The sequence below is a fragment of the Halalkalibacter oceani genome (genome assembly GCF_023715705.1).
Classification (GTDB): Bacteria; Bacillota; Bacilli; order Bacillales; family Bacillaceae_D; genus Halalkalibacter; species Halalkalibacter oceani_A.
This window is the reverse complement of the sequence record NZ_JAMBOS010000025.1, coordinates 1-22279: the sequence shown is the minus strand read 5'-3', so window position 1 is coordinate 22279 and position 22279 is coordinate 1. Positions and strand designations below refer to the sequence as shown.

The window sequence follows — 22279 nt, the reverse complement described above, 5'->3', positions numbered from 1 at the left end:
ATGTCCGCAAATCGTGCAACCAGGGTTCGAACATTGGATAAAGCATATACTCAGCAGCGTGAACAGGAGATTCAACTTCAAACGAAAAAGCGCAGGGGATTAATACGACGATTAAGTGCTCTGGCTATTCTGGCCATTGTCGTCGGATGTGTTGGCATCGCCACGATTTATGCGCAAACAAGTTCACTGGAAGAGAAAAGACAAGAGAAACTGGCTCTGGAAGAGCAGCTTCAGCAGCTTCAGGCTGAGGAGCAGCGGTTGGAGCAGGAAATAGAGAATTACAATAACCTGGATTATATTGCCGAGGTGGCGCGACGTGACTATTACCTGTCCAAACCGGGTGAAACCCTATTTAAATTACCGGAACGTTCGTCAGATTGACACTCTTTTTCGCATTCAGGTATAATATATACAAGTGAACATTTTTAAGATTTCTTAAGGAGGATCTATTTTTTCATGTCAATCGAAGTAGGCAGCAAGTTACAGGGGAAGGTTACGGGAATCACTCATTTTGGTGCATTTGTAGAGCTGCCGAGTGGGGTTACTGGCCTTGTACACATCAGTGAAGTAGCTGACAATTATGTCAAGGATATTAATGAATTCTTGAAAGTTGGAGACGAGGTTTTGGTAAAGGTCGTTAACGTGGAAGCGGACGGGAAAATCGGCCTGTCGATTCGCAAAGCCCAAGACCGACCTGAGCGACCTGCTCGTCCTCCAAGACCAGAAGGTGCTGAGCGTCCAGCCAGACCAAGTCGCCCTTACAACTCTCGTCCCCAAGGTGGAGGACGAAGCCCGAGACCAAATCAAGCTCGTGCGAGCATTTCCTTTGAAGACAAGATGAGCCGGTTTTTAAAGGACAGCGAAGAACGTATTTCAACATTGAAGCGTCAAACAGAAGCGAAGCGTGGAGGTCGAGGAGCCCGTCGAGGATAATTTGCTGCTATCTTTGGAATAGAATGAAGCTGTCTCGCGAGAGCGGGGCGGCTTTTTTTAATGAATGTCGAAGCGTTTTGTAGCGCTGATACAACGGTTTGATTTTTCAGGAGCACGTCAGATGCGGGACCAAATGCTGCGCCGAAATCATTATCTGAAATTAATGCTTGACTTATGAGGATAAAACAAGTATATTAATACTTGTCGCAAATAAGTGAAATGGCGGTGTAGCTCAGCTGGCTAGAGCGTACGGTTCATACCCGTGAGGTCGGGGGTTCGATTCCCTCCGCCGCTACCAATACATATTACGAATAAAACAGGTGATCACGATGATCAGCTGTTTTTTTGCGTTTTAAGAAAGAGGGCGTAGCTTTCTAAAAAAGTTTCTGAGTTCTTTCAAAGTAATTTGCACCACTCGCTCCGCAAAGTGCTTCTAAGAAAGGACGCTACGCGTTTTTCTTATGCGAAATTCACATATTCCTCTTTTCAGAGAAAATCAACCTTTTTTTGTTCCTCAGCATTCCCTACAGACTCCAATTATCTTCCATAAAGAGTGAGAAGGCGCCGACTTTTTTTGAATACTATAGCTATCGCTACCTATTTAGGACGAAACGAGTCGAACGTTTTTTTGATTTTCGTTGGCTGTTTTGACAAAAAATGAAAGCATCCTCTGTTTATAATTAGGACAACAATTTGATTAGGGTGGTGGATGAAATGATGTGGAAGGTAGCAAAAGCAAAATGGACAGACTGGTCGATGATCGGAAACGCCGGAAAAAAAGCTTCAGCAATGGCAAATACCATTTTTTATCAATATGGACTTTTGGTAGCAATCATTGGTTTTTTGTTAGGAAGAGCGATGATTTTATCCGAGTTAACCCCGTTTGTTCTCCCTTATTTAGCTGCCGTCTACTTGCTTAAGCGTGAACGGGCAGGAATCGCCGCACTCTCGCTTGTTGCCGGTGCGCTCTTGAGCTATCACGGACAAGTTGTCTTTGTCCTTGCCGCGATAATCACCTTTGTTCTCGTTCAAAAGGTCGTGACGAAATTTATCACGGAGCGGAAGAGTTTTCTCCCCTATACCGTCTTTATCGCCAGCATGGTGACGAGGCTGGGGCTCGTCTATGTCAGTGAAGGGCTCGTGACGAATTACGCGCTGATGATGGCGACAGTTGAAGCCGGACTAAGCTTTATCTTAACGATGATTTTTATGCAAAGTGTGCCGTTGATTACGGCGAAGAAAATTCAGCAGCCGTTAAAAAATGAAGAAATTGTCTGCTTAATCATTATGCTTGCCTCTGTAATGACGGGGACAATCGGCTGGATGATGTATGATATGACAGTTGAACATATTTTGGCGCGCTATCTCGTTCTGCTGTTCGCTTTCGTTGGCGGGGCGGCAATCGGGTCAACGGTCGGTGTCGTGACCGGGCTGATTCTCAGCCTGGCGAGTGTTGCCAGCTTATACCAGATGAGTTTGCTCGCCTTCGCCGGACTGCTCGGGGGCTTATTAAAAGAAGGAAAGCGAACCGGCGTCGCTCTCGGATTGCTTGTCGGAACCCTTTTAATCGGTCTCTATAGTGAAGGAGCTACACAAGTATCGGTCACCTTAATGGAATCAATGGCGGCGATACTGATCTTCTTCTTAACGCCTAAAGATCTGATTACGCGGCTTGCCCGCTTTATTCCGGGAACCGTTGAGCATTCGAAGGAGCAGCAGCAATATGTAAGGAAAATCCGTGATTTGACGGCAGGTCGCGTCGAACAGTTCTCGACTTTATTTCAGACACTTTCCAGCAGCTTTCAGGCCTTCCCTCAAACAGCGAATGAAGAGGAGGAGGAAAGGGAGACCGATTATTTCCTGAGCAATGTTACCGAAAAAACCTGCCAAACCTGCTTTAAAAAAGAACGCTGCTGGGTGCAGAACTTTTCTAAAACATATGATTCGATGCAAAGGATTATGACAGAAACAGAGGAGCATGGGGAAATCAAAAATCAAATGCTGCTCTCAGAATGGAAGAAGCTGTGTATTAAGCCGGAAAAGGTCATTCAGACGATCGCGAGTGAACATGAGTATTATCAGGTGAATCAGAAATTGAAGCGGCAGGTGCTGGAAAGCCGTAAGCTCGTCGCCGACCAATTATTAGGGGTGTCGCGCGTGATGGGTGACTTCGCGAAGGAAATACAAAAGGAAAAGCAGGCCCATCATTATCAGGAGGAGCAAATGCTTGACGCCTTGCGCGGTGTAGGGCTGGAAATCGGTCATATTGATATATATAGTCTCGAGAAAGGGAACATTGAAATTGAAATGAGCATTTCTGCTGATAACGGGCATGGGCAATGTGAAAAGGTAATCGCCCCGATGCTGTCCGACATTGTAAATGAAACCGTTGTCGTTAAACAGGAGGAAGCGGCTTTTTATCCGAACGGATACAGCCATGTTTCATTCAGCTCGATAAAACAGTTTGTCGTCGAGACAGGAGTTGCCCATGTCGCCAAGGGTGGTGCGTGGGTATCGGGCGATTGCTATTCGACGATTGAGCTTGGATCGGGGAAGTACGCGATCGCGATCAGTGATGGAATGGGCAATGGGGAAAGAGCCCATCTCGAGAGCAATGAGACGTTACAGCTGCTGCAAAAGATTTTACAGTCGGGCATTGAGGAAACGATTGCGATCAAGTCGGTCAATTCTGTGCTGTCATTGCGCTCGACGGACGAAATTTTTTCAACCCTTGATTTGGCGATGATTGATTTACAGGATGCTACGACAAAATTTTTGAAAATTGGCTCGATTCCGAGCTTTATTAAAAGGGGAAGCAATGTCACGAAAGTGGAGGCGAATAATTTGCCGATTGGGATGATCCAGGAGTTTGACGTAGATGTCGTGAGCGAACAGTTAAAGGCGGGAGATCTGTTGATCATGATGAGCGATGGGATTTATGATGCGCCGAAGCATGTCGAGAACAAGGAAATGTGGATGAAGCGGGTGATTAACGAGCTGAAAACCGATGATCCGCAGGAGGTGGCGGACCTATTGCTGGAGAAGATCATCCGCTCCGAACAAGGTTCGATCAATGATGACATGACGGTGATCGTCGCCAAGGTGAAGCGGAATACACCGAAGTGGGCGGCCATCCCGCTCTATAAAGCGCCTTCCTTTACACGGAAAAAGGCACAGCGGGCTGTTTCGTTCTCTTAAACAAGAAGAAACTCCTTACTAGATAGATGTATAAAACCTCGCAAGCTAGTGAATGATGATAACATTCAAATGACTTGGGGGGAAAATCATGAGTAAAGGAACGCTAAAGCAAATTTTGTTACTTACTGACGGTCATTCAAATCAAGGTGAAGATCCGGTGGCGATTGCCGCCTTGGCAAAGGAGCAGGGCATTACGGTAAATGTGATTGGTATTGTTGATGACAATCACTTAAATGAGCAGGGAATTGAGGAAATTGAAGCAATCGCGTTGTCGGGTGGCGGGGTGAGCCAAATTGTCTACGCGAAGCAGCTGACGAAAACGGTGCAAATGGTGACGCGAAAGGCAATGACACAGACGATTCACGGTGTCGTGAACAAAGAGCTGCAACAGATTCTCGGAGCGGATCAGGAAATGGAGGACCTTCCTCCGGAAAAACGCGGCCAGGTGATGGAGGTCGTGGACGAGCTCGGGGAAACGATGAGCCTTGAGGTGTTAATCCTTGTTGATACGAGTGCCAGCATGAACAATAAATTGCCAATGGTGCAGGAGTCGTTGATTGATTTGTCGATTAGTCTCACGTCACGCATGGGATCGAACCGCTTCTCTCTCTATTCGTTTCCCGGGAAACGAAAGGATGTCGACAAGCTGCTGGATTGGACACCTCAATTGACGGCATTGACAGGAATTTTCCAAAAATTGTCTTCCGGTGGAGTGACACCGACTGGGCCGGCCTTGCGAGAGGCGCTCTCGAAGTTTTCAACGTCAGGCTCAAGAAGGAGTTTGATTGCTGGTGATGAGGAACAGCTACTCAAAGAGTCAGGAATGTAAGCTATTAGCTGGTACAAAAATCGTCGGGAAATGGCACCGGAATCCCTATCATATTGTCAGGACGCTTGGGGCGGGTGCGAACGGAACGGTTTACTTAGCTGAATCAGCCGGCGGACTTGTTGCCCTGAAAGTTGGCATCAATAATATGTCAATCACGTCCGAAGTAAATGTGCTTAAACATTTTTCAAAGGTCCAAGGGCAAGTCCTTGGACCTTCTTTGCTTGACGTTGATGACCTCGTGACAACGAGTGGTACCTACCCGTTCTATGCAATGGAATACTTAAAAGGTCCGGGTCTGATTCATTATATGCAAAACCGTGGTGCGGAATGGCTTGGGCTGTTGATGGTTCAGCTGCTCGGTGATCTGGAGCGCCTCCATGCCGCCGGCTGGGTGTTTGGCGACTTAAAGCCGGATAATATTCTCGTCGTCGGCCCGCCTCCGCGAATTCGCTGGCTTGATGTCGGAGGGACCACATTGCTCGGACGCTCGATCAAGGAATATACCGAGTTCTTTGACCGTGGTTACTGGGGTCTTGGCTCCCGGAAGGCGGAGCCGGGCTACGACCTGTTTGCAGTGGCGATGATTATGATCAACTGCGCCTATCCGAACCGGTTTGAAAAGCGGGGCGAGAAGCCGCTTGCGCTGTTGAAAGAGCGGATCGAGAGCCATCCGTCGTTAAAAAGGTACCGTGATGTACTTATGCGTGCGCTTCAAGGGAAATATGATGACGCTCAATCCATGAGGGCCGGTCTGCTGGATATTCTCTCCAAAGATGCGGTGCAGTCCCCGCGCTCAAAGGTGAAAAAAAGCAAATCAACAAAGCGGAGGACGATAAAAAAGAAGGAAAGAAAACCTTCCTACTTTGTTGAAATCTTCTTGTTAACCTCTTTTCTTCTACTGGCATATATCCTATACTTATTTGGACAAATGATGTAGGGATCGAGCGAGAAGGAGTGGAGCGTCAGCATGAATGCGGATCGAATGATGGATATTTGCATGTTAGCGGGCGAAATCATGCTTACCTACGGAGCAGAAACCTATCGCGTCGAAGAAACGCTTGAGCGGATGGCAAAATCGGCTCACTTTCATAATGTTCACAGCTTTGTGACCACCACGGGAATTTTTCTTTCATTTGAAGAAAAAGGACGCGGAGACTTTATGCAAATGATCCGTGTTGATGATCGCAATCAGGATTTAAATAAAGTAACGCTCGTTAACCAGGTTTCCAGGGAGCTTGTTAATGGACAAATCGATGCCGACGAGGCGCTGCGGCAGCTGAATGAGATCGCGAAAGCACCGAGCCATTATCCTGGCCTGCTCTTACACGCTGCCTCTGGTGTAGCAGGCGGGGCTTTTTCCTATTTATTTGGCGGGGACGTATCCGATACGCTGCCGGCCTTTATCGCCGGCTTTGCCGCAAGCTGGAGCATCGTCACGTTACAGGAATATACAAAGGTTAAGTTTTTTGCGGAGTTCATGTCGGCCTTTTTCAGTGGCATGCTGGCGATTGGGCTTGTCTGGTTCGGGTTGGGCGAAAATCTTGATCAGGTTATTATCGGAACGCTCATGCCCCTTGTGCCGGGTATCCCCCTGACGAATGCGGTTCGTGATTTGATGTCGGGAGACCTTATTGCCGGAGTGAGCAGGGGAGCAGAGGCTATTATTACCGCCCTCTCGATTGCAACAGGAATTGCGTTGGCGATCGCCTTGTTTTTGTAAGCCTAGTAAGGGGAGATACGAATGTGGGTTGAACTGCTGTTTTGTTTTATTGCAACCGTCGCTTTTGGTGTAATTTTTAATGTGCCGAAGCGGGTACTCTGGGTTGGTGGAGCAATTGGGGCATTAGCATGGTTTTTATACTCGACTTTACCTACCTTAGGGATTACCGTCGTATTTGCCACGGCCGTGGCCGCATTGGCAAGCGCGACATGCTCGCATGTGATGGCGAAGCTGTACCGCGTGCCGGTGACAACGTTCAGTATTCCTGGCATTATTCCGCTCGTGCCTGGAAGTAAGGCGTACTTTACGATGCTGGCTTTTGTCGACGGGGATTATTTAAACGGGCTGCAAATAGGAATTGAAACGATGCTTCAGGCTGGAGCGATCGCCGCGGGTCTTGTGTTTGCCCTTTCCGTTTTCTCACTTGGAAAAGGAGGGATCGGACAACGCTATGAAGCACGACGTCCATAGGTTCATTGGCAGGCATCAGCTGATTACGCCGGGCGAGACGATTATTGTCGCGGTGTCCGGGGGGCCGGATTCCATCGCCTTGCTCGACTTTTTATGGAAGGAGCGGACGCGCTATTTGATCGACGTCCGCGCGTGCCACGTTCATCACCAGCTGCGTGACATAGAGGCTGATGAAGATGAGGCGTATATTTACCAGTTCTGTCAGGAGCGCCGGATTCCATTGTACAGCAAGCGGGTTGACGTGAAAAAGTATGCCGCGTCCAGTGGTGAGGGGACACAGGTGGCAGCCCGCAAGCTGCGCTACGAATGGTTTAGTGAGCTGCTTGCGGACATTCCAAACAGCAAGCTGGCGACGGGCCACCACGGCGATGATCAGACGGAAACGGTGCTGATGCAAATGATCAGAGGAGGGCTGCCGTTACGCGCCTATGGTATTCCGGTTATGAGAAAGCTTGGGGATGGAGTGGTGATTCGCCCTTTTTTAGGAATAACAAAGGAAATGATTGAGCATTACTGTAAACAGCACCGTTTAAACGCACGCTTTGATTCGAGCAATCACGCCCGGACCTATACGCGGAACCGGATCAGGCAGGATGTGCTGCCTGTCCTTAAACGGGAAAATCAACAGCTTCACACTCATATGCAGCGATGGCACGAATGGATGGATGACGATCAACGAATGTTACAAAAGCTGGCGGAGGAAAGTTTATCGTCCGTGATGATTGGAAAAAGTGAACGAAACGTTACAATTTCCTGTGAGGCCCTTCTGAGCGTAGCACTCCCTTTACAAAGAAGGTTGATTCATCTAATATTAAATTATCTTTACGGGAAAAATTCTCCATCGATTACCTCAATACATATTGAGCAGATCCTCGAATTGATGATTCAGGATAAAACAACATGGGAATATCACCTATCCCGCTCATGTATCGTTCGCCGCGAGTATGATTTTTGTCATTTTTCAACTGCTCAGGGGAATACGTTGGAAGAGCAGGAGCATATTCTCCCGGTTCCGGGGCGTGTTGAGTTTGGAGGCTGGGTGATTGAGGCATACATAACAGAGGATGCCACTTTTACCGAAGCGGAAAACGAGATCGTTCTTGATAAGGAGGCGCTTACTGAGCCGCTTATTATCAGAAAGAGACAGAGCAGTGACCGGATTGCTTGCAGAGGGATGGAAGGAACGAAAAAAGTGGGACGCTTGTTTATTGACCGTAAGATTCCAAGGCAAGAACGTGAAAGCTGGCCAATCCTTGTGGATGGAAACGGGGAAGTCCTTTGGGTTCCTTACCTGCATCGTACAAGAATGGCACAGGTAGTGGATGACAGCCAGTGCAGACGCGTGGTTGTTTGCTGCCGTCAAGGGAAAATGAAAGCGGACTTAACCGATAGTTCCGATTGAATAACAGGAGGTTTGTTGGCCATTGATTAGGGACGAAATTCAAGAAATATTAATTACGGAAGAACAGATTCAGGAAAAGTGCCGCGAGTTGGGTAGACAGATTACTGAAGAATACAGCGGGCGTTTCCCTCTTGTCGTCGGGGTTCTAAAGGGTGCGATGCCTTTTATGAGCGATTTGACGAAACGAATTGATACGCATCTTGAAATGGATTTTATGGATGTGTCAAGTTACGGAAAAAGTATGGTTTCCTCAGGAGAGGTCAAAATAATAAAGGACCTCGATACTTCCGTAGAAGGACGGGACGTGCTGATATTAGAGGACATTATCGACAGTGGCTTGACGTTAAGCTATCTTGTTCAGCTGTTTCATTATCGTAAGGCGAAAACAGTGAAGGTTGTGACCCTCTTAGACAAGCCGGAAGGACGAAAGGTCGATTTAGTACCAGATATGGCTGGGTTTATCGTACCCGATGAATTTGTAGTAGGATACGGGCTGGATTATGCTGAGCGGTATCGTAATCTTCCCTACATTGGTATCCTGAAGCCTGAGATCTATGAGAGTTAACGTTTGTGGACAAAAGATCATTTGTGATACGATAAACAAAGCTATATTGCTTGTGGGAGGAGGTCAAGGATGAATCGTATATTTCGTAACACCATTTTTTATTTACTTATCTTTCTCGTTATTGTCGGGATTGTAAATGTATTTAGTTCTGATCAGACAGATACAGAAAAGGTTACGTTTACCACATTCACAGAGAGACTCGAACAGGGTGAGGTGCGCGACCTTGAAGTGAAGCCTGTTCGCCAGGTATACCTTGTACGGGGGCAGTTTACGAATCATGGTGAAGGAGAGTTCTTTGAAACGTACGCCTTGCAAAGCGAGCAAACGGCTGAGCTGTTGATGAATGCCCAGTCAGCTACGGGGGGCACGTTTGAATTAGATTTCCAGCCGGCGGATGAAACGAGCGGTTGGGTGACCTTTTTTACAGGGATCATTCCGTTTATCATTATTTTCATTCTCTTTTTCTTCTTACTAAGCCAGGCTCAGGGTGGCGGCAGCCGCGTGATGAACTTCGGTAAGAGTAAGGCGAAAATCGTTAGCGATGATAAGAAAAAAGCGAAGTTCAAAGATGTGGCAGGTGCTGATGAAGAGAAACAGGAGCTTGTCGAAGTTGTTGAATTTCTAAAAGATCCACGTAAATTCTCGGCCATTGGTGCGCGGATTCCAAAGGGTGTCCTGCTCGTTGGACCTCCAGGAACAGGGAAAACCTTGCTGGCGCGTGCTGTTGCAGGGGAAGCCGGTGTACCGTTCTTCTCGATCAGTGGTTCTGACTTTGTTGAGATGTTTGTCGGTGTCGGGGCATCCCGTGTCCGTGATTTATTTGAGAATGCGAAGAAGAACGCTCCATGTATTATCTTTATTGATGAAATCGATGCCGTCGGCCGCCAGCGTGGCGCAGGTCTCGGTGGAGGACATGATGAGCGTGAGCAGACATTAAACCAGTTGCTTGTTGAAATGGACGGTTTCAGCGCCAATGAAGGGATCATCATTATTGCCGCGACGAACCGTGCTGATATTCTAGATCCGGCCTTATTGCGTCCGGGACGCTTTGACCGTCAGATTATGGTCAACCGTCCGGATGTGATTGGACGTGAAGCGGTTCTGAAAGTTCATGCCCGCAATAAACCGTTAAATGATGATGTCAACCTGAAGGCGATTGCGACCCGGACGCCAGGCTTTTCCGGGGCCGATCTTGAAAACCTTCTGAATGAAGCGGCTTTAATCGCTGCGCGAAACGACCAGACGAAGATCAGCATGATTCATGTGGAAGAAGCGATTGACCGGGTCATTGCCGGTCCGGCGAAGAAGAGTCGTGTGATCTCGAAAAAGGAAAAGAATATCGTCGCGTGGCATGAAGCGGGTCACACCGTTGTCGGGGTGAAGCTCGAAAATGCCGATATGGTTCACAAAGTGACGATCGTTCCGCGGGGAATGGCGGGCGGCTATGCCGTCATGCTTCCAAAGGAAGACCGCTATTTCATGACCAAGCCGGAGCTGCTTGATAAGATCGTCGGGTTGCTCGGGGGACGTGTTGCCGAGGAAGTTCAGTTTGGCGAGGTCAGTACAGGCGCGCATAATGACTTCCAGCGTGCGACTGCGATTGCCCGTAAAATGGTGACTGAATACGGGATGAGTGACAAGATTGGACCCATGCAATTCGGTTCTAATTCCGGCGGTCAGGTGTTTTTAGGCCGGGATATTCAGAATGAACAAAACTACAGTGATGCGATTGCCCACGAAATCGACATGGAGACACAGCGTATCATTAAAGAGTGCTATGAACGCTGTCGGGAAATCCTTGTCGAAAACAAAGCGAGCCTCGATCTCGTTGCTGAGACATTGCTTGAGCTTGAGACGCTTGATGCTGAGCAGATTAAATCACTGATTAACGAAGGCAAGCTGCCAGAGAACCATCATACGAACAAAAAGCCTTCTGAAGATGGTGACGTTAAGGTGAATATCCATTCAAAAAAGGATGACGAGATGCGTAAGAGCGAAGATGAATCTGAGCCAACAGCTGAGGATGCAGCTGAAACGTCTCCTGAGGATGAAGTGCCACCTAAAAAAGAAGATAACTAAAGCAGCCGTAATGCGGGTGGGAAGCGACGACTTGGTTCGCTTCCCGCTTTTTTTTGAAAGAAAAAGGCAGAAGGATTCAATGGCTTCACTTGCACTTTGGTCATCCGTAAGCTCTTAAACCTCCGTACATGGCTGTCCTGAACAGGTCCTACATTTCGCAAAACGGGCGGATATGTTTTATAATTGAGGGGAATTTGCCGAGGATGTTGTAATAAGAAAAGCTGGCGGTGGTGGATCATGATATTAGTGATTGATGTCGGGAATACAAATATTGTACTTGGTGTATATGAAGGGCGGTCGCTTCGGTATCATTGGCGGATGGCGACAAGCCGGCAGAAAACAGAGGACGAATGGGGAATGTCAATTAAGGCATTATTTAATCATGAGGATGTTTCGATTGACGCGATTAAGGGAATCATTATTTCTTCAGTCGTCCCGCCGATAATGTACACGCTTGAGCAAATGTGTAAGAAATATTTTGAACTTAAGCCAATGGTGATTGGACCAGGCATCAAAACAGGGCTGAACATTAAATATGATAATCCAAAAGATGTCGGAGCTGATCGGATTGTCAACGCAGTCGCCGCGATACACTTATATGGAAGCCCGCTTGTGATTGTCGATTTCGGCACGGCAACCACGTATTGCTATATTGATGAGAACCGGAACTATATGGGTGGCGCTATTGCCCCGGGAATATCAATTTCAGCTGAGGCGCTTTACACTCGCGCGTCAAAGCTGCCGAGAATCGAAATAACCAAGCCTGCCAAAGTGCTTGGAACAAATACAGTTCACGCGATGCAGGCCGGGATTTATTATGGCTATGTCGGTCAGGTTGACGGCATTGTCAACCGGATGAAAGCGCAGGCGAAACAGGAGCCTACCGTCATTGCGACAGGAGGACTGGCGGCGCTGATCGCTTCTGAAGCAACCTCAATTGATGTCGTCGAGCCATTTTTAACCCTAAAAGGGCTGCAGATGATTTATGAAAGAAATATTTAAGAAGAAGGAAGGACAGACAATCATATGGAAGATTATTTAATAAAGGCCACAGCATTTAATGGAAAAGTAAGAGCGTATTCGCTTGTCGCGACGAACATGGTCAATGAAGCGGTGCGCCGTCAGGGGACATGGCCGACGGCCTCGGCTGCCTTAGGGCGCACAATGATGGCGGGAACGATGATGGCGATGATGCTTAAAGGTGATTCAAAGCTGACGATCAAAGTTGAAGGAAAGGGACCGATTGGAGCGATTATTGTCGATGCTAATACGACTGGAGAAACGCGGGGCTATGTAAGCAATCCGCAAACCCATTTTGAGCTCAATCAGCAAGGAAAGCTTGATGTCGCCAGAGCGGTCGGCACGGATGGATACCTGTCCGTCGTCAAGGACCTTGGCTTAAAAGAGAACTTCACCGGGAGTGTGCCGCTCGTATCAGGCGAAATTGGTGATGATTTCACCTATTATTTCGCTTCTTCCGAACAGACGCCGTCGTCTGTCGGTGTAGGGGTGCTGGTCAATCCGGATAATTCGATTCTTGCGGCCGGCGGATTTATTATTCAATTGATGCCGGGAGCGGACGATGCGATTGTTGATCAAATTGAAAAGCGTCTTTCCTCCATTCCGCTGATCTCCAAACTCGTTGAAGCCGGAATGCCGCCGGAGGAAATTCTTCAGGCACTGCTTGGCGATGATAACGTAAAGCTGCTTGATAAGCTGCCGATCAGCTTTGCCTGCCGCTGTTCGAAAGAACGGGTCGAAAATGCGATCGTCAGTTTAGGAAGAAAAGAGATCCGGGAAATGATCGAGGAAGATGGCGGAGCAGAGACACGCTGTCATTTTTGCAACGAAACGTACCACATTTCCAAGGAAGAATTGGAAGCGTTATACGAGCAGTCAAAATAGTTGGAAAAAAATAAACAACTTAATTGACTTATCTGAAAACGTCTGCTACTATAATCTTAATAAAACCAATAAAAATACTTGGTATTGAGGAGGCGTCACGATGAAAGTTGCACAATCTATTACTGAATTAATAGGTCAAACGCCATTAGTCAAATTAAATCGCTTAGTCTCAGACAAACATGCCGATGTTTATTTAAAACTTGAATTTATGAACCCGGGAAGCAGTGTAAAGGACCGGATCGCGCTTGCCATGATCGAGGCGGCGGAAAAGGACGGTACCCTTAAGGCCGGCGACACGATTGTCGAGCCGACGAGTGGAAATACAGGAATCGGTTTAGCGATGGTCGCTGCCGCCAAAGGATACAAAGCAAAGCTGGTCATGCCTGAAACAATGAGTTTAGAGCGCCGCAACCTATTGCGTGCTTACGGAGCCGAGCTTGTTCTCACTCCTGGTCCTGAAGGGATGGGTGGAGCGATTCGCAAAGCAACGGAGCTTGCGAAGGAAAATGGCTATTTCATGCCACAGCAGTTTGAAAATGAAGCAAACCCTGAAGTTCACCGGTTGACGACAGGAAAAGAATTGCTTGAGCAGGCTGAAGGCCAATTGGATGGCTTTATTTCAGGGATTGGTACAGGAGGAACGATCACAGGAGCAGGCGGCTTCTTAAAGGAGCATTTCCCGAACCTCCATATTGCAGCTGTTGAACCGGCAGATTCACCGATTCTATCCGGTGGAAATCCTGGACCGCATAAAATCCAGGGTATTGGTGCAGGCTTTGTGCCGAAGATCCTGAAAACGGAAATATATGATGAAGTCATTCAAGTGACAACGGAGCAGGCGTTTGAATATGCACGTCGTGCTGCCCGCGAAGAAGGAATTCTTGGGGGTATTTCATCAGGTGCCGCGATTTACGCTGCCTTACAGGTCGCCGAAAAGCTCGGAGCAGGCAAGAAGGTTGTTGCCATTATTCCATCTAACGGTGAGCGTTATCTCAGTACGCCGCTTTATCAATTTGAAGAACAATAAGTTGCTTGTGGCGAGGAAGCTGCTGAAAAAGTGCGATTTTCACTTTTTCAGCAGCTTTTTCGTCATGAGCGTAGGCGTGGCCGATTGTGTGAGGCCACTGCCAATCGGTCGAAGGCTCGTTTTTGTCTCAAGCTCTGGACTTTTTTTATTATTCAGGGTGGAAAAACGAGCCGCTCTTGATCGCTTATTGTGTTTTCGTTCCGTTCTCATGTAGAATAGACAAAAAGGAACTGGAATGGGAGGGACCTCTTTGGAGCAACGTTTTGTGAACTGTCAGTCAGGCCGGGTCAAAAAAGTGTCGTCCTTCTCTTTGGCAGAAGATTGTTGGTATGAGCGCTATAAAGGTCTTGCAGCCGGAGAGCCGCACCATGTTTTGCTGGAAAGCGGCCGCGGTGGACGGTACAGTATTATCGGATTAAGGCCGTTTGCGATTTTATCAGGGAAAGAGCAGTGTTTAACAGTGGTGCAGAATGGAAAAACAGAAGTGAAGCACGGGCCGCTGTTAGCAGGGATAAAAAGCATTCTCTCACCTTATACGTTTGAGACGATTCCTGAGCTGCCGCCCTTTCAAGGCGGAGCGATTGGTTACTTTAGCTATGATATTGTCCGCGAAATTGAGCAGCTGCCTGTACAGGCGGGCGATGATATAGGCTTGCCGGACGTTTATTTTATGCTGTTTGATGATGTGTTTATTTATGATCATCAACAAAGCGAGCTGTGGATCATCGTTCACGGCGCCCAGCAGGCGGAGGCAGAAATCGAGGGTCGATTGCAGCAGTACAAACAGCAATGGCAGTCGCCGGCGCCAGCAGTAAGGAACAATCGGCCGGATACCGAAGAAAACGGCGAAGCTTCGGTAGAAGCCTCGTTGTCGGAACAGGAGTTTTGCAGGGCGGTTATGAAAATAAAAGAATATATTGCGGCGGGAGATGTGTTCCAGGTCAATCTTTCTGTCCGGCAAACAAAGGCACTGGCAACGGCGCCGCTTGATGTTTATGACCGACTGCGGAAGCTCAATCCGTCCCCTTATATGAGCTATTTTCATACGCCTGATTTTCAGCTCGTCAGTGCATCGCCGGAGCTTCTTGTCAAAAAGGACGGGAGGCAGCTAAGTACGCGGCCGATCGCCGGCACACGGTCGCGCGGCCGCACGGATGCAGAGGATGCGCAGCTTGCTGCGACATTGATTGATAATGAAAAGGAGCGGGCCGAGCATGTGATGCTTGTCGATCTTGAGAGAAACGATCTCGGTCGTGTTTCGGCCTATGGGACGGTTGAAGTCGATGAGCTAATGGTAATTGAAAAGTACTCGCATGTGATGCATATTGTGTCGAACGTAAAAGGATCGCTCGCGGACGGCTATGATCTTTATGATGTCATCCGGGCGACCTTTCCGGGAGGAACGATTACCGGGGCGCCAAAAGTAAGAACGATGGAAATTATTGAGGAGCTCGAACCGGTGAGGCGGGGGATTTATACTGGCTCGATTGGCTGGATCGGCTTTGATGAGAACATGGAGCTTAATATTACGATCCGGACGATGCTTTGTCACGATGGCAAGGCGCATGTTCAAGCGGGAGCCGGTATTGTGATTGATTCAGAGCCGCAATTTGAATATAAAGAAGCGTTGAAGAAGGCGCGAGCGCTTTGGCGGGCGCTTGAGCTTAGTGAAGAAGAGATGAGTAAACAGAAACAGCTGAGCTGAGGAGGAAAAGCAATGATTCTTATGATTGATAACTACGATTCTTTTACGTACAATCTTGTTCAATATTTAGGGGAAATGGGCCATGAGCTGGTAGTGAAGCGTAACGATCAGGTGACGTTAGCTGAAATCGAGGAAATAAATCCTGACTTTTTAATGATTTCCCCTGGTCCGTGCAGTCCAAATGAAGCGGGGATCAGCATGGAGGCGATTCGTTATTTTGCAGGTAAGATCCCGATTTTCGGTGTGTGTCTTGGCCATCAGTCCATCGCCCAGGTATTTGGCGGCGACGTTATCCGCGCTGAACGGCTTATGCATGGAAAGACATCGGACATCCTTCATCAAGGCCAAACGGTCTTTGCGGGACTGCCCTCCCCGTTAACTGCGACGCGTTACCACTCTTTGATCGTCAAAAGGGAGACATTGCCTGACTGTTTTGAGATCACCGCAGAAACCGTGGAAGGTGAGATTATGGCAATCCGGCACCGTGAGCTGCCGATTGAAGGCGTGCAGTTTCATCCGGAATCGATCATGACGGCGGCCGGCAAGCAGCTGCTCCGCAATTTCGTTGACACCTATCGAAAGGAGAACCGCGTGTGTTCATCTACGTAAACGGCAAGGTTGTCGGTCGGGACGAAGCGAAAATTTCGGCGTTTGATCATGGTTATATGTACGGGCTCGGGCTGTTTGAAACATTTCGCGTAGATGGTGGTCATCCGTTTTTACTGGATGACCATTTTCGCCGTTTGCATGCCGGTTTACAGACAGTGGCGATTGAATGGCGGATGGAGCGGGAAGAAGCACTGGCCATTCTTTCAGACCTGCTTCGAGCCAATCAGCTGAAAAATGCGTATGTGCGCTGGAATGTATCAGCCGGACCGGCGGAGCTAGGGCTGTATACTGGGCGTTATGAGCAGCCGACGGTCATTGTTTATATGAAGCCGCTGCCGCCGGTGAAAGCTCAGCTGAAGGATGCGGTTCTGTTACAGATAAAGAGAAACACGCCAGAAGGGGAAAAGAGGCTGAAATCCCATCATTATCTCAATAATGTACTGGCAAAGCGGGAATTGGGAGATGCTTCTGATCAGGAAGGTATTTTTTTGACAGAAGAAGGCATCGTAGCTGAAGGTGTTGTCTCCAATATATTTTGGATCAAAAAGGGCGTCGTCTATACGCCAGCTTTGCAGACAGGCATTTTAGACGGCATTACACGGCAGTTCGTGCTGGCCTTGTTAGAACAGTGGGGAATTCCCGTCGAGATCGGCTGCTACAAAGCGGAAGCGCTGCTTGAGGCCGATGCGGCATTTGTCACGAATTCGATTCAGGAAATCGTGCCATTACGCTCTTGTGGTCAGCGAACGTATCAAACAGATCAGCTCCTTATCAGGAAGCTGTCGGACGCGTTTCAACACTATCGGCAACGGTTATGGAGTAAAGATGAACTTACTGGAGGTTCAGTATGAGGGAAAGACGAAATAAGAAAAACCGTGTTTTACAAGAGACTGGGCAGCGTACGCTCGTGATGGGGATTTTGAACGCAACGCCTGATTCCTTTTCGGACGGGGGAAAGTTCAATCAAGTGGAAGCGGCGGTCACCCATGCGCGTGAGCTCTATGAAGCGGGTGCTGATATTATTGACATCGGTGGTGAATCGACAAGGCCCAATGCCGTTCCTGTCGATGAAGCAGAAGAGCTGAAGCGTGTCCTGCCCGTGATTAATGCGGTCGCCGAGGCGGTTCCTCTGCCCATTTCGATTGACACGTATAAGGCAGAAGTGGCGAAGCAGGCGATTGAAGCAGGAGCGACGATGATTAATGATGTCTGGGGAGCAAAATGGGATCAAAGAATGGCCCATGTCGCCGCTGATTATCGGGTGCCAATTATTTTGATGCATAATCGCCGTGAAGCCGTCTACAGCAACTTAATCGAGGATATGAAGGCAGATTTGCGGGAAAGCATCAAGCTTTGTCGTGAAGCTGGAGTCAAAAGCGACCAGATTATCCTTGACCCCGGGATCGGCTTTGCGAAATCACATGAACAGAACCTTGATGTGATGCGGAACCTTGATGTGTTCGTCGAGCTTGGCTATCCGGTTTTGCTCGGTACTTCGCGGAAATCTCTGATTGCGAAGGCACTTGAGCTGCCCGTTGATGAACGGCTAGAAGGAACGGGTGCCACGGTATGTTACGGGGTGATGAAAGGCTGTCAGATCATGCGTGTTCATGATGTTAAGGAAATGGCGCGGATGGTGAAAATGATGGACGTGCTTATGAAGAAGGGAGAGAAAAATGGATAAAATCTATTTAAATGAACTAACCTTCTATGGATACCACGGTGTTTTCCCGGAGGAAAACAAACTGGGTCAGCGCTTTCTCGTTGACCTCGTTCTAGGGATGGACTTGTCGGAGGCCGGCAGCACCGATGCGATTGACAAAACGATTGACTATGGCGCTGTGTATGAGCAGGTTCGCAAAATTGTTGAAGGGAAGCCTGTCAAGCTGGTCGAGACAGTGGCCGAAAAAATCGCCGCTGAGCTTTTGCGGTCTTATGAACGACTTCAATTCTGCACCGTCAAAGTGATCAAGCCTGACCCGCCGATTCCGGGGCACTACCGCTCCGTGGCTGTTGAGCTGACGAGGTCACGCTCATGAACCATCATGCATTTATCGCCTTAGGCTCAAATCTAGGGGACCGTCAGGCTTATTTGGAACAGGCTATCAACCTGCTTCGTGATGAGGGAGCGATCAAGGTCCTGCGCCGTTCCTCGATTTATGAAACCGATCCCGTAGGCTATGTTGACCAGCAACATTTTTTAAATATGGTCATTGAGGTGGCAACCTCCTTGACGGCAAGTGAATTATTGGAAGTTACCCAGCGGATTGAGCTCCAATGCGGGCGCAAGCGAGAGGTGCGGTGGGGACCACGGACAATAGATCTTGACATTCTGCTGTTTGATCAAGAAAATATGGAGATGGAGCATCTGATCATTCCCCATCCACGGATGTGGGAACGAGCCTTTGTAATGGTTCCCCTTATGGAGCTTGAACCTAAGCTCTATGTGGAGACAAAAAGAACGTCTATCGAAGAGTTATGTGAAAAGCTGCCGGATAAAGAAGGGATAAAAATATGGAAGCCAGCATATACGGAAAACGCATTCGAGCATTCAGAAAGTTAAAGGGCTATACGCAGGAAGCTTTTGCAAGGGAATTGGGCATCTCTGTCTCTGTTCTGGGTGAAGTGGAACGAGGCCAACGTCAGCCTGATGAGGAATTGCTTACTCAAATCGTGACCGTGCTCCAAATTACAAGAGCAGAATTAACTTCAAAATAAAAGACAGATTTACAGGGAGGTGAAGCTTGTGCTTAAAATTGGCGATATCGAAATGAAAAATCAAGTTGTCTTGGCGCCGATGGCAGGAGTTTGTAACCCGGCTTTCCGCTTAATCGCAAAGGACTTCGGAGCGGGCCTTGTCTGTGCAGAGATGGTGAGTGATAAAGCGATTCTTAACAAGAATGAAAGGTCGCTCAGCATGCTGTATGTCGACGAACGTGAAAAGCCGTTAAGCTTACAAATTTTCGGTGGAGAAAAGGAAACGCTCGTTGAAGCTGCCAAGTTTGTTGATAAGCATACAAATGCCGATATCATTGATATTAATATGGGTTGTCCGGTTCCGAAAATTACGAAGTGTGATGCCGGGGCGAAATGGCTGCTCGACCCGAATAAAATTTATGAGATGGTCGCAGCGACCGTTGAGGCAGTTGACAAGCCCGTTACGGTTAAAATGCGGATCGGCTGGGATGCCGATCATATCTTTGCTGTGGAAAATGCCCGTGCAGTGGAGCGTGCAGGCGGCAGTGCAGTCGCCGTCCATGGCCGTACCCGCGTGCAGATGTACGAAGGGAAGGCTGACTGGAGCATTATTAAGGAAGTGAAGCAGGCTGTCAACATTCCGGTCATCGGCAATGGCGATGTGACGACACCACAGGAAGCGCGCCGGATGCTCGATGAGATAGGAGTAGACGGAGTGATGATTGGCCGGGCGGCCCTCGGAAATCCGTGGATGCTTTACCAGACCGTGCAGTATCTTGAGACAGGTAAGCTGTTAGAGCCGCCGGCCCCGCGTGAGAAAATTGATGTCTGCATGACGCATCTTGATCGTCTAATTGATCTAAAAGGTGAGCATGTCGCCGTTCGGGAAATGCGCAAGCATGCTGCGTGGTATTTGAAGGGAATGTCCGGGAATGGCCGGATTCGCGACAAGATTAACAGCTTTGAAACAAGAGAAGATGTCGCGACAACATTGTATACTTATGTGGAAGAATTGGAAGAGAATGTAGCCAAGGAAGTAAGTGCGGTTTGACTTTTGCGCTTGACTTCACTATAATGCCTTTGGGACAAGTGTACTGCCAGTGTATAGCGCTGGCAGTTTTTCTACATAAAGTACGTTTGACATAAAAGCGGTTCTTTTAATGATAAAGAGGAGATGATACATGTATGGCTGAGGAGCTTGAATTAAATGACCAACTGACAGTCCGCAGAGAAAAACTGGCTCAATTACAGGAGCAGGGCCATGATCCATTCGGTTCGAGGTTTGAACGGACTCATACAGCGGCTGCAATGAATGAGGCATTTGGGGAAGTGGAGAAAGAGGCACTTTCAGAAACAAACCATGAAGTGATTTTGGCTGGCCGAATTATGACGAAAAGAGGAAAAGGTAAAGCTGGATTTGCCCACATCCAGGATTTGAGCGGCCAAATCCAAATATACGTGCGCCAGGACGCAGTCGGAGAAGAGCAGTACCAGCTATTTAATTCGATTGATATTGGCGATATTGTCGGGGTGACAGGAACCGCTTTTAAAACAAAAGTTGGCGAGCTGTCAGTCAAGGTTTCGGACTTTAAACTGTTATCAAAAGCATTGAGACCATTGCCAGATAAATTCCACGGGTTAAAGGATATTGAGCAGCGCTACCGCCAACGCTATGTTGATTTAATTATGAATCCAGAGGTGCGGAATACGTTTGTCTTGCGCAGTAAAATCCTACAATCAATGCGCCGGTATCTTGATTCAAAGGGCTATCTCGAAGTGGAAACACCGACGATGCATTCGATTGCAGGCGGAGCTTCAGCTCGTCCATTCATTACTCATCATAATGCGTTAGATATGACGCTTTATATGCGGATTGCGATTGAGTTACATCTTAAGCGGCTGATTGTCGGCGGGCTGGAGAAGGTATATGAAATCGGCCGTGTTTTTCGTAATGAAGGCGTCTCGACGCGCCACAATCCGGAATTCACGATGATTGAGCTGTATGAAGCCTATGCCGATTATCAGGATATTATGGAGCTGACCGAGCAGCTGATCGCCCATATCGCCCAGGAAGTGCTTGGAACGACAAAGGTGACTTACGGCGAGTACGAGGTGGATTTGGAACCAAGATGGAGACGGGTTCATATGGTGGATGCCATTAAGGAAAAGACAGGTGTTGATTTCTGGCAGGAGATGTCTGATGAAGAAGCGCGGGCTATCGCTAAGGAACACAACGTGCCGGTAAAAGAAACGATGACGTATGGACATGTCGTCAATGAATTTTTCGAGCATTTTATTGAAGAAGAATTAATTCAGCCGACCTTTGTCTATGGCCATCCGGTGGCGATCTCCCCTTTGGCTAAGAAGAACGCCGAGGATGAGCGTTTCACTGACCGCTTCGAGTTATTTATTGTCGGCAGGGAGCATGCCAATGCCTTTACGGAGCTTAATGACCCGATTGATCAACGGCAACGCTTCGAACAGCAGCTGATTGAACGGGAGCAAGGTGACGAAGAAGCGCAAATGATGGATGAGGACTTCGTAGAAGCACTTGAGTACGGAATGCCGCCAACGGGCGGTTTGGGAATCGGGATTGACCGTCTTGTTATGCTACTTACCAATTCGCCTTCCATTCGTGATGTTCTCCTGTTCCCGCAGATGAGACATCGTGAAGGGGAATAAGGACGAAAAACGGCAATAACTGTTCCGTAAGAACAACTGGCAACAACGCTGCACATGATTCTCGTAGTGTGCAGCGATTGTTTTTAAAAAAGATGAAATAAAAGTATTGCAAAGAGAAATTATTAGTGTTATATTATTTCTTGTCGCTAAGACAGCGATTTAAAAAATAAAAAATATTGTTGACAAGCTCTACAGAGTTTGTTAAGATATGAAAGTCGCCATTGGCGATTCGAGTTCTTTGAAAACTGAACAAAAGCCAAGCGAAAAAAAGGTGACGAATGTCACCGTCAAAAAAAGCCAGCGGAGCCTGCACAAGGTTTTGGAAGCAAAAGACGAAGTGGTTTTCTTCGGCTATTGCTGAGTGCAGAGTGGAGCGGTTTTAAAAAAATTAAGAGCTTAATCAGCTCACCATTTTCATGGAGAGTTTGATCCTGGCTCAGGACGAACGCTGGCGGCG

The 22279-nt window shown here is 48.0% G+C and carries 22 protein-coding genes and 1 tRNA gene; all 23 read left to right on the top strand.

Annotation, left to right across the window (positions count from 1 at the left end; translation table 11 throughout):
• Positions 1 to 381, top strand: coding sequence for an FtsB family cell division protein (locus tag M3212_RS17560; RefSeq protein WP_251195276.1), 381 nt, complete (start codon positions 1 to 3; stop codon positions 379 to 381).
• A gap of 75 nt (positions 382 to 456) precedes the next feature.
• Entirely contained in the window at positions 457 to 933 is a 477-nt protein-coding gene (locus M3212_RS17555) for a S1 domain-containing RNA-binding protein (protein ID WP_251195275.1), read from the top strand.
• A gap of 221 nt (positions 934 to 1154) precedes the next feature.
• Positions 1155 to 1231, top strand: a tRNA-Met gene (locus M3212_RS17550).
• A 416-nt stretch (positions 1232 to 1647) separates the two neighbouring features.
• Positions 1648 to 4131, top strand: a complete 2484-nt coding sequence (gene spoIIE, locus M3212_RS17545) for a stage II sporulation protein E (protein ID WP_434084061.1) — start codon at positions 1648 to 1650, stop codon at positions 4129 to 4131.
• 88 nt (positions 4132 to 4219) lie between these two features.
• On the top strand, positions 4220 to 4960 hold the full coding sequence (locus M3212_RS17540) for a VWA domain-containing protein (protein ID WP_251195274.1): 741 nt from the start codon (positions 4220 to 4222) through the stop codon (positions 4958 to 4960).
• Positions 4926 to 5897, top strand: coding sequence for a serine/threonine protein kinase (locus M3212_RS17535; protein WP_251195313.1), 972 nt, complete (start codon positions 4926 to 4928; stop codon positions 5895 to 5897). The genes M3212_RS17540 and M3212_RS17535 overlap by 35 nt, the downstream gene beginning before the upstream one ends.
• A 30-nt stretch (positions 5898 to 5927) precedes the next feature.
• On the top strand, positions 5928 to 6680 hold the full coding sequence (locus M3212_RS17530; protein WP_251195273.1) for a threonine/serine exporter family protein: 753 nt from the start codon (positions 5928 to 5930) through the stop codon (positions 6678 to 6680).
• Positions 6681 to 6701: 21 nt separating this feature from the next.
• A complete protein-coding gene (locus M3212_RS17525) occupies positions 6702 to 7151 on the top strand; it encodes a threonine/serine exporter family protein (protein ID WP_251195272.1) in 450 nt (149 codons plus the stop codon).
• Positions 7132 to 8553: a tRNA lysidine(34) synthetase TilS gene (gene tilS, locus M3212_RS17520; protein ID WP_251195271.1), complete on the top strand. Its 1422-nt coding sequence runs from the start codon at positions 7132 to 7134 to the stop codon at positions 8551 to 8553. Before M3212_RS17525 ends, tilS begins: the two co-directional genes overlap by 20 nt.
• Positions 8554 to 8578: 25 nt before the next feature.
• Positions 8579 to 9118 (top strand): hypoxanthine phosphoribosyltransferase, encoded by a 540-nt coding sequence (gene hpt / locus M3212_RS17515; protein ID WP_251195312.1) that lies wholly within the window; start codon positions 8579 to 8581, stop codon positions 9116 to 9118.
• 69 nt (positions 9119 to 9187) lie between these two features.
• On the top strand, positions 9188 to 11197 hold the full coding sequence (gene ftsH / locus M3212_RS17510) for an ATP-dependent zinc metalloprotease FtsH (protein ID WP_251195270.1): 2010 nt from the start codon (positions 9188 to 9190) through the stop codon (positions 11195 to 11197).
• Positions 11198 to 11434: 237 nt separating this feature from the next.
• Complete coding sequence (locus tag M3212_RS17505; protein ID WP_251195269.1) at positions 11435 to 12199, top strand: type III pantothenate kinase; 765 nt, start codon at positions 11435 to 11437, stop codon at positions 12197 to 12199.
• Positions 12200 to 12223: 24 nt separating this feature from the next.
• Positions 12224 to 13102, top strand: a complete 879-nt coding sequence (gene hslO / locus M3212_RS17500) for an Hsp33 family molecular chaperone HslO (protein ID WP_251195268.1) — start codon at positions 12224 to 12226, stop codon at positions 13100 to 13102.
• 100 nt (positions 13103 to 13202) lie between these two features.
• On the top strand, positions 13203 to 14129 hold the full coding sequence (cysK, locus tag M3212_RS17495; RefSeq protein WP_251195267.1) for a cysteine synthase A: 927 nt from the start codon (positions 13203 to 13205) through the stop codon (positions 14127 to 14129).
• A gap of 250 nt (positions 14130 to 14379) precedes the next feature.
• On the top strand, positions 14380 to 15834 hold the full coding sequence (gene pabB, locus M3212_RS17490) for an aminodeoxychorismate synthase, component I (protein ID WP_251195266.1): 1455 nt from the start codon (positions 14380 to 14382) through the stop codon (positions 15832 to 15834).
• A gap of 12 nt (positions 15835 to 15846) precedes the next feature.
• Positions 15847 to 16443 (top strand): aminodeoxychorismate/anthranilate synthase component II, encoded by a 597-nt coding sequence (pabA, locus tag M3212_RS17485; RefSeq protein WP_251195265.1) that lies wholly within the window; start codon positions 15847 to 15849, stop codon positions 16441 to 16443.
• Complete coding sequence (gene pabC / locus M3212_RS17480) at positions 16428 to 17294, top strand: aminodeoxychorismate lyase (protein ID WP_251195264.1); 867 nt, start codon at positions 16428 to 16430, stop codon at positions 17292 to 17294. The genes pabA and pabC overlap by 16 nt, the downstream gene beginning before the upstream one ends.
• On the top strand, positions 17291 to 18127 hold the full coding sequence (folP, locus tag M3212_RS17475; RefSeq protein WP_251195263.1) for a dihydropteroate synthase: 837 nt from the start codon (positions 17291 to 17293) through the stop codon (positions 18125 to 18127). The genes pabC and folP overlap by 4 nt, the downstream gene beginning before the upstream one ends.
• The gene (gene folB, locus M3212_RS17470) at positions 18120 to 18482 is read left to right on the top strand and encodes a dihydroneopterin aldolase (protein WP_251195262.1); all 363 of its coding nucleotides are present in this window, start codon (positions 18120 to 18122) and stop codon (positions 18480 to 18482) included. The genes folP and folB overlap by 8 nt, the downstream gene beginning before the upstream one ends.
• Complete coding sequence (gene folK / locus M3212_RS17465) at positions 18479 to 19006, top strand: 2-amino-4-hydroxy-6-hydroxymethyldihydropteridine diphosphokinase (RefSeq protein ID WP_251195261.1); 528 nt, start codon at positions 18479 to 18481, stop codon at positions 19004 to 19006. Before folB ends, folK begins: the two co-directional genes overlap by 4 nt.
• Positions 18958 to 19161, top strand: a complete 204-nt coding sequence (locus tag M3212_RS17460) for a helix-turn-helix domain-containing protein (RefSeq protein WP_251195260.1) — start codon at positions 18958 to 18960, stop codon at positions 19159 to 19161. The genes folK and M3212_RS17460 overlap by 49 nt, the downstream gene beginning before the upstream one ends.
• A 28-nt stretch (positions 19162 to 19189) precedes the next feature.
• Entirely contained in the window at positions 19190 to 20191 is a 1002-nt protein-coding gene (gene dusB / locus M3212_RS17455; protein WP_251195259.1) for a tRNA dihydrouridine synthase DusB, read from the top strand.
• A gap of 134 nt (positions 20192 to 20325) precedes the next feature.
• Positions 20326 to 21822, top strand: a complete 1497-nt coding sequence (lysS, locus tag M3212_RS17450) for a lysine--tRNA ligase (protein WP_251195258.1) — start codon at positions 20326 to 20328, stop codon at positions 21820 to 21822.
• The last annotated feature ends 457 nt before the right edge of the window (positions 21823 to 22279 follow it).

What these genes read in the sequence shown, in the direction of transcription:
- tilS (WP_251195271.1), top strand. Translation starts at nt 7,132, where the DNA reads ATGAAGCACGACGTCCATAGGTTCATTGGCAGGCATCAGCTGATTACG.
- M3212_RS17530 (WP_251195273.1), top strand. Translation starts at nt 5,928, where the DNA reads ATGAATGCGGATCGAATGATGGATATTTGCATGTTAGCGGGCGAAATC.
- hslO (WP_251195268.1), top strand. Translation starts at nt 12,224, where the DNA reads ATGGAAGATTATTTAATAAAGGCCACAGCATTTAATGGAAAAGTAAGA.
- folB (WP_251195262.1), top strand. Translation starts at nt 18,120, where the DNA reads ATGGATAAAATCTATTTAAATGAACTAACCTTCTATGGATACCACGGT.
- ftsH (WP_251195270.1), top strand. Translation starts at nt 9,188, where the DNA reads ATGAATCGTATATTTCGTAACACCATTTTTTATTTACTTATCTTTCTC.
- spoIIE (WP_434084061.1), top strand. Translation starts at nt 1,648, where the DNA reads ATGATGTGGAAGGTAGCAAAAGCAAAATGGACAGACTGGTCGATGATC.
- M3212_RS17460 (WP_251195260.1), top strand. Translation starts at nt 18,958, where the DNA reads ATGGAAGCCAGCATATACGGAAAACGCATTCGAGCATTCAGAAAGTTA.
- folK (WP_251195261.1), top strand. Translation starts at nt 18,479, where the DNA reads ATGAACCATCATGCATTTATCGCCTTAGGCTCAAATCTAGGGGACCGT.
- lysS (WP_251195258.1), top strand. Translation starts at nt 20,326, where the DNA reads ATGGCTGAGGAGCTTGAATTAAATGACCAACTGACAGTCCGCAGAGAA.
- M3212_RS17505 (WP_251195269.1), top strand. Translation starts at nt 11,435, where the DNA reads ATGATATTAGTGATTGATGTCGGGAATACAAATATTGTACTTGGTGTA.
- M3212_RS17555 (WP_251195275.1), top strand. Translation starts at nt 457, where the DNA reads ATGTCAATCGAAGTAGGCAGCAAGTTACAGGGGAAGGTTACGGGAATC.
- M3212_RS17560 (WP_251195276.1), top strand. Translation starts at nt 1, where the DNA reads ATGTCCGCAAATCGTGCAACCAGGGTTCGAACATTGGATAAAGCATAT.
- M3212_RS17525 (WP_251195272.1), top strand. Translation starts at nt 6,702, where the DNA reads ATGTGGGTTGAACTGCTGTTTTGTTTTATTGCAACCGTCGCTTTTGGT.
- cysK (WP_251195267.1), top strand. Translation starts at nt 13,203, where the DNA reads ATGAAAGTTGCACAATCTATTACTGAATTAATAGGTCAAACGCCATTA.
- M3212_RS17535 (WP_251195313.1), top strand. Translation starts at nt 4,926, where the DNA reads ATGAGGAACAGCTACTCAAAGAGTCAGGAATGTAAGCTATTAGCTGGT.
- folP (WP_251195263.1), top strand. Translation starts at nt 17,291, where the DNA reads ATGAGGGAAAGACGAAATAAGAAAAACCGTGTTTTACAAGAGACTGGG.
- pabA (WP_251195265.1), top strand. Translation starts at nt 15,847, where the DNA reads ATGATTCTTATGATTGATAACTACGATTCTTTTACGTACAATCTTGTT.
- M3212_RS17540 (WP_251195274.1), top strand. Translation starts at nt 4,220, where the DNA reads ATGAGTAAAGGAACGCTAAAGCAAATTTTGTTACTTACTGACGGTCAT.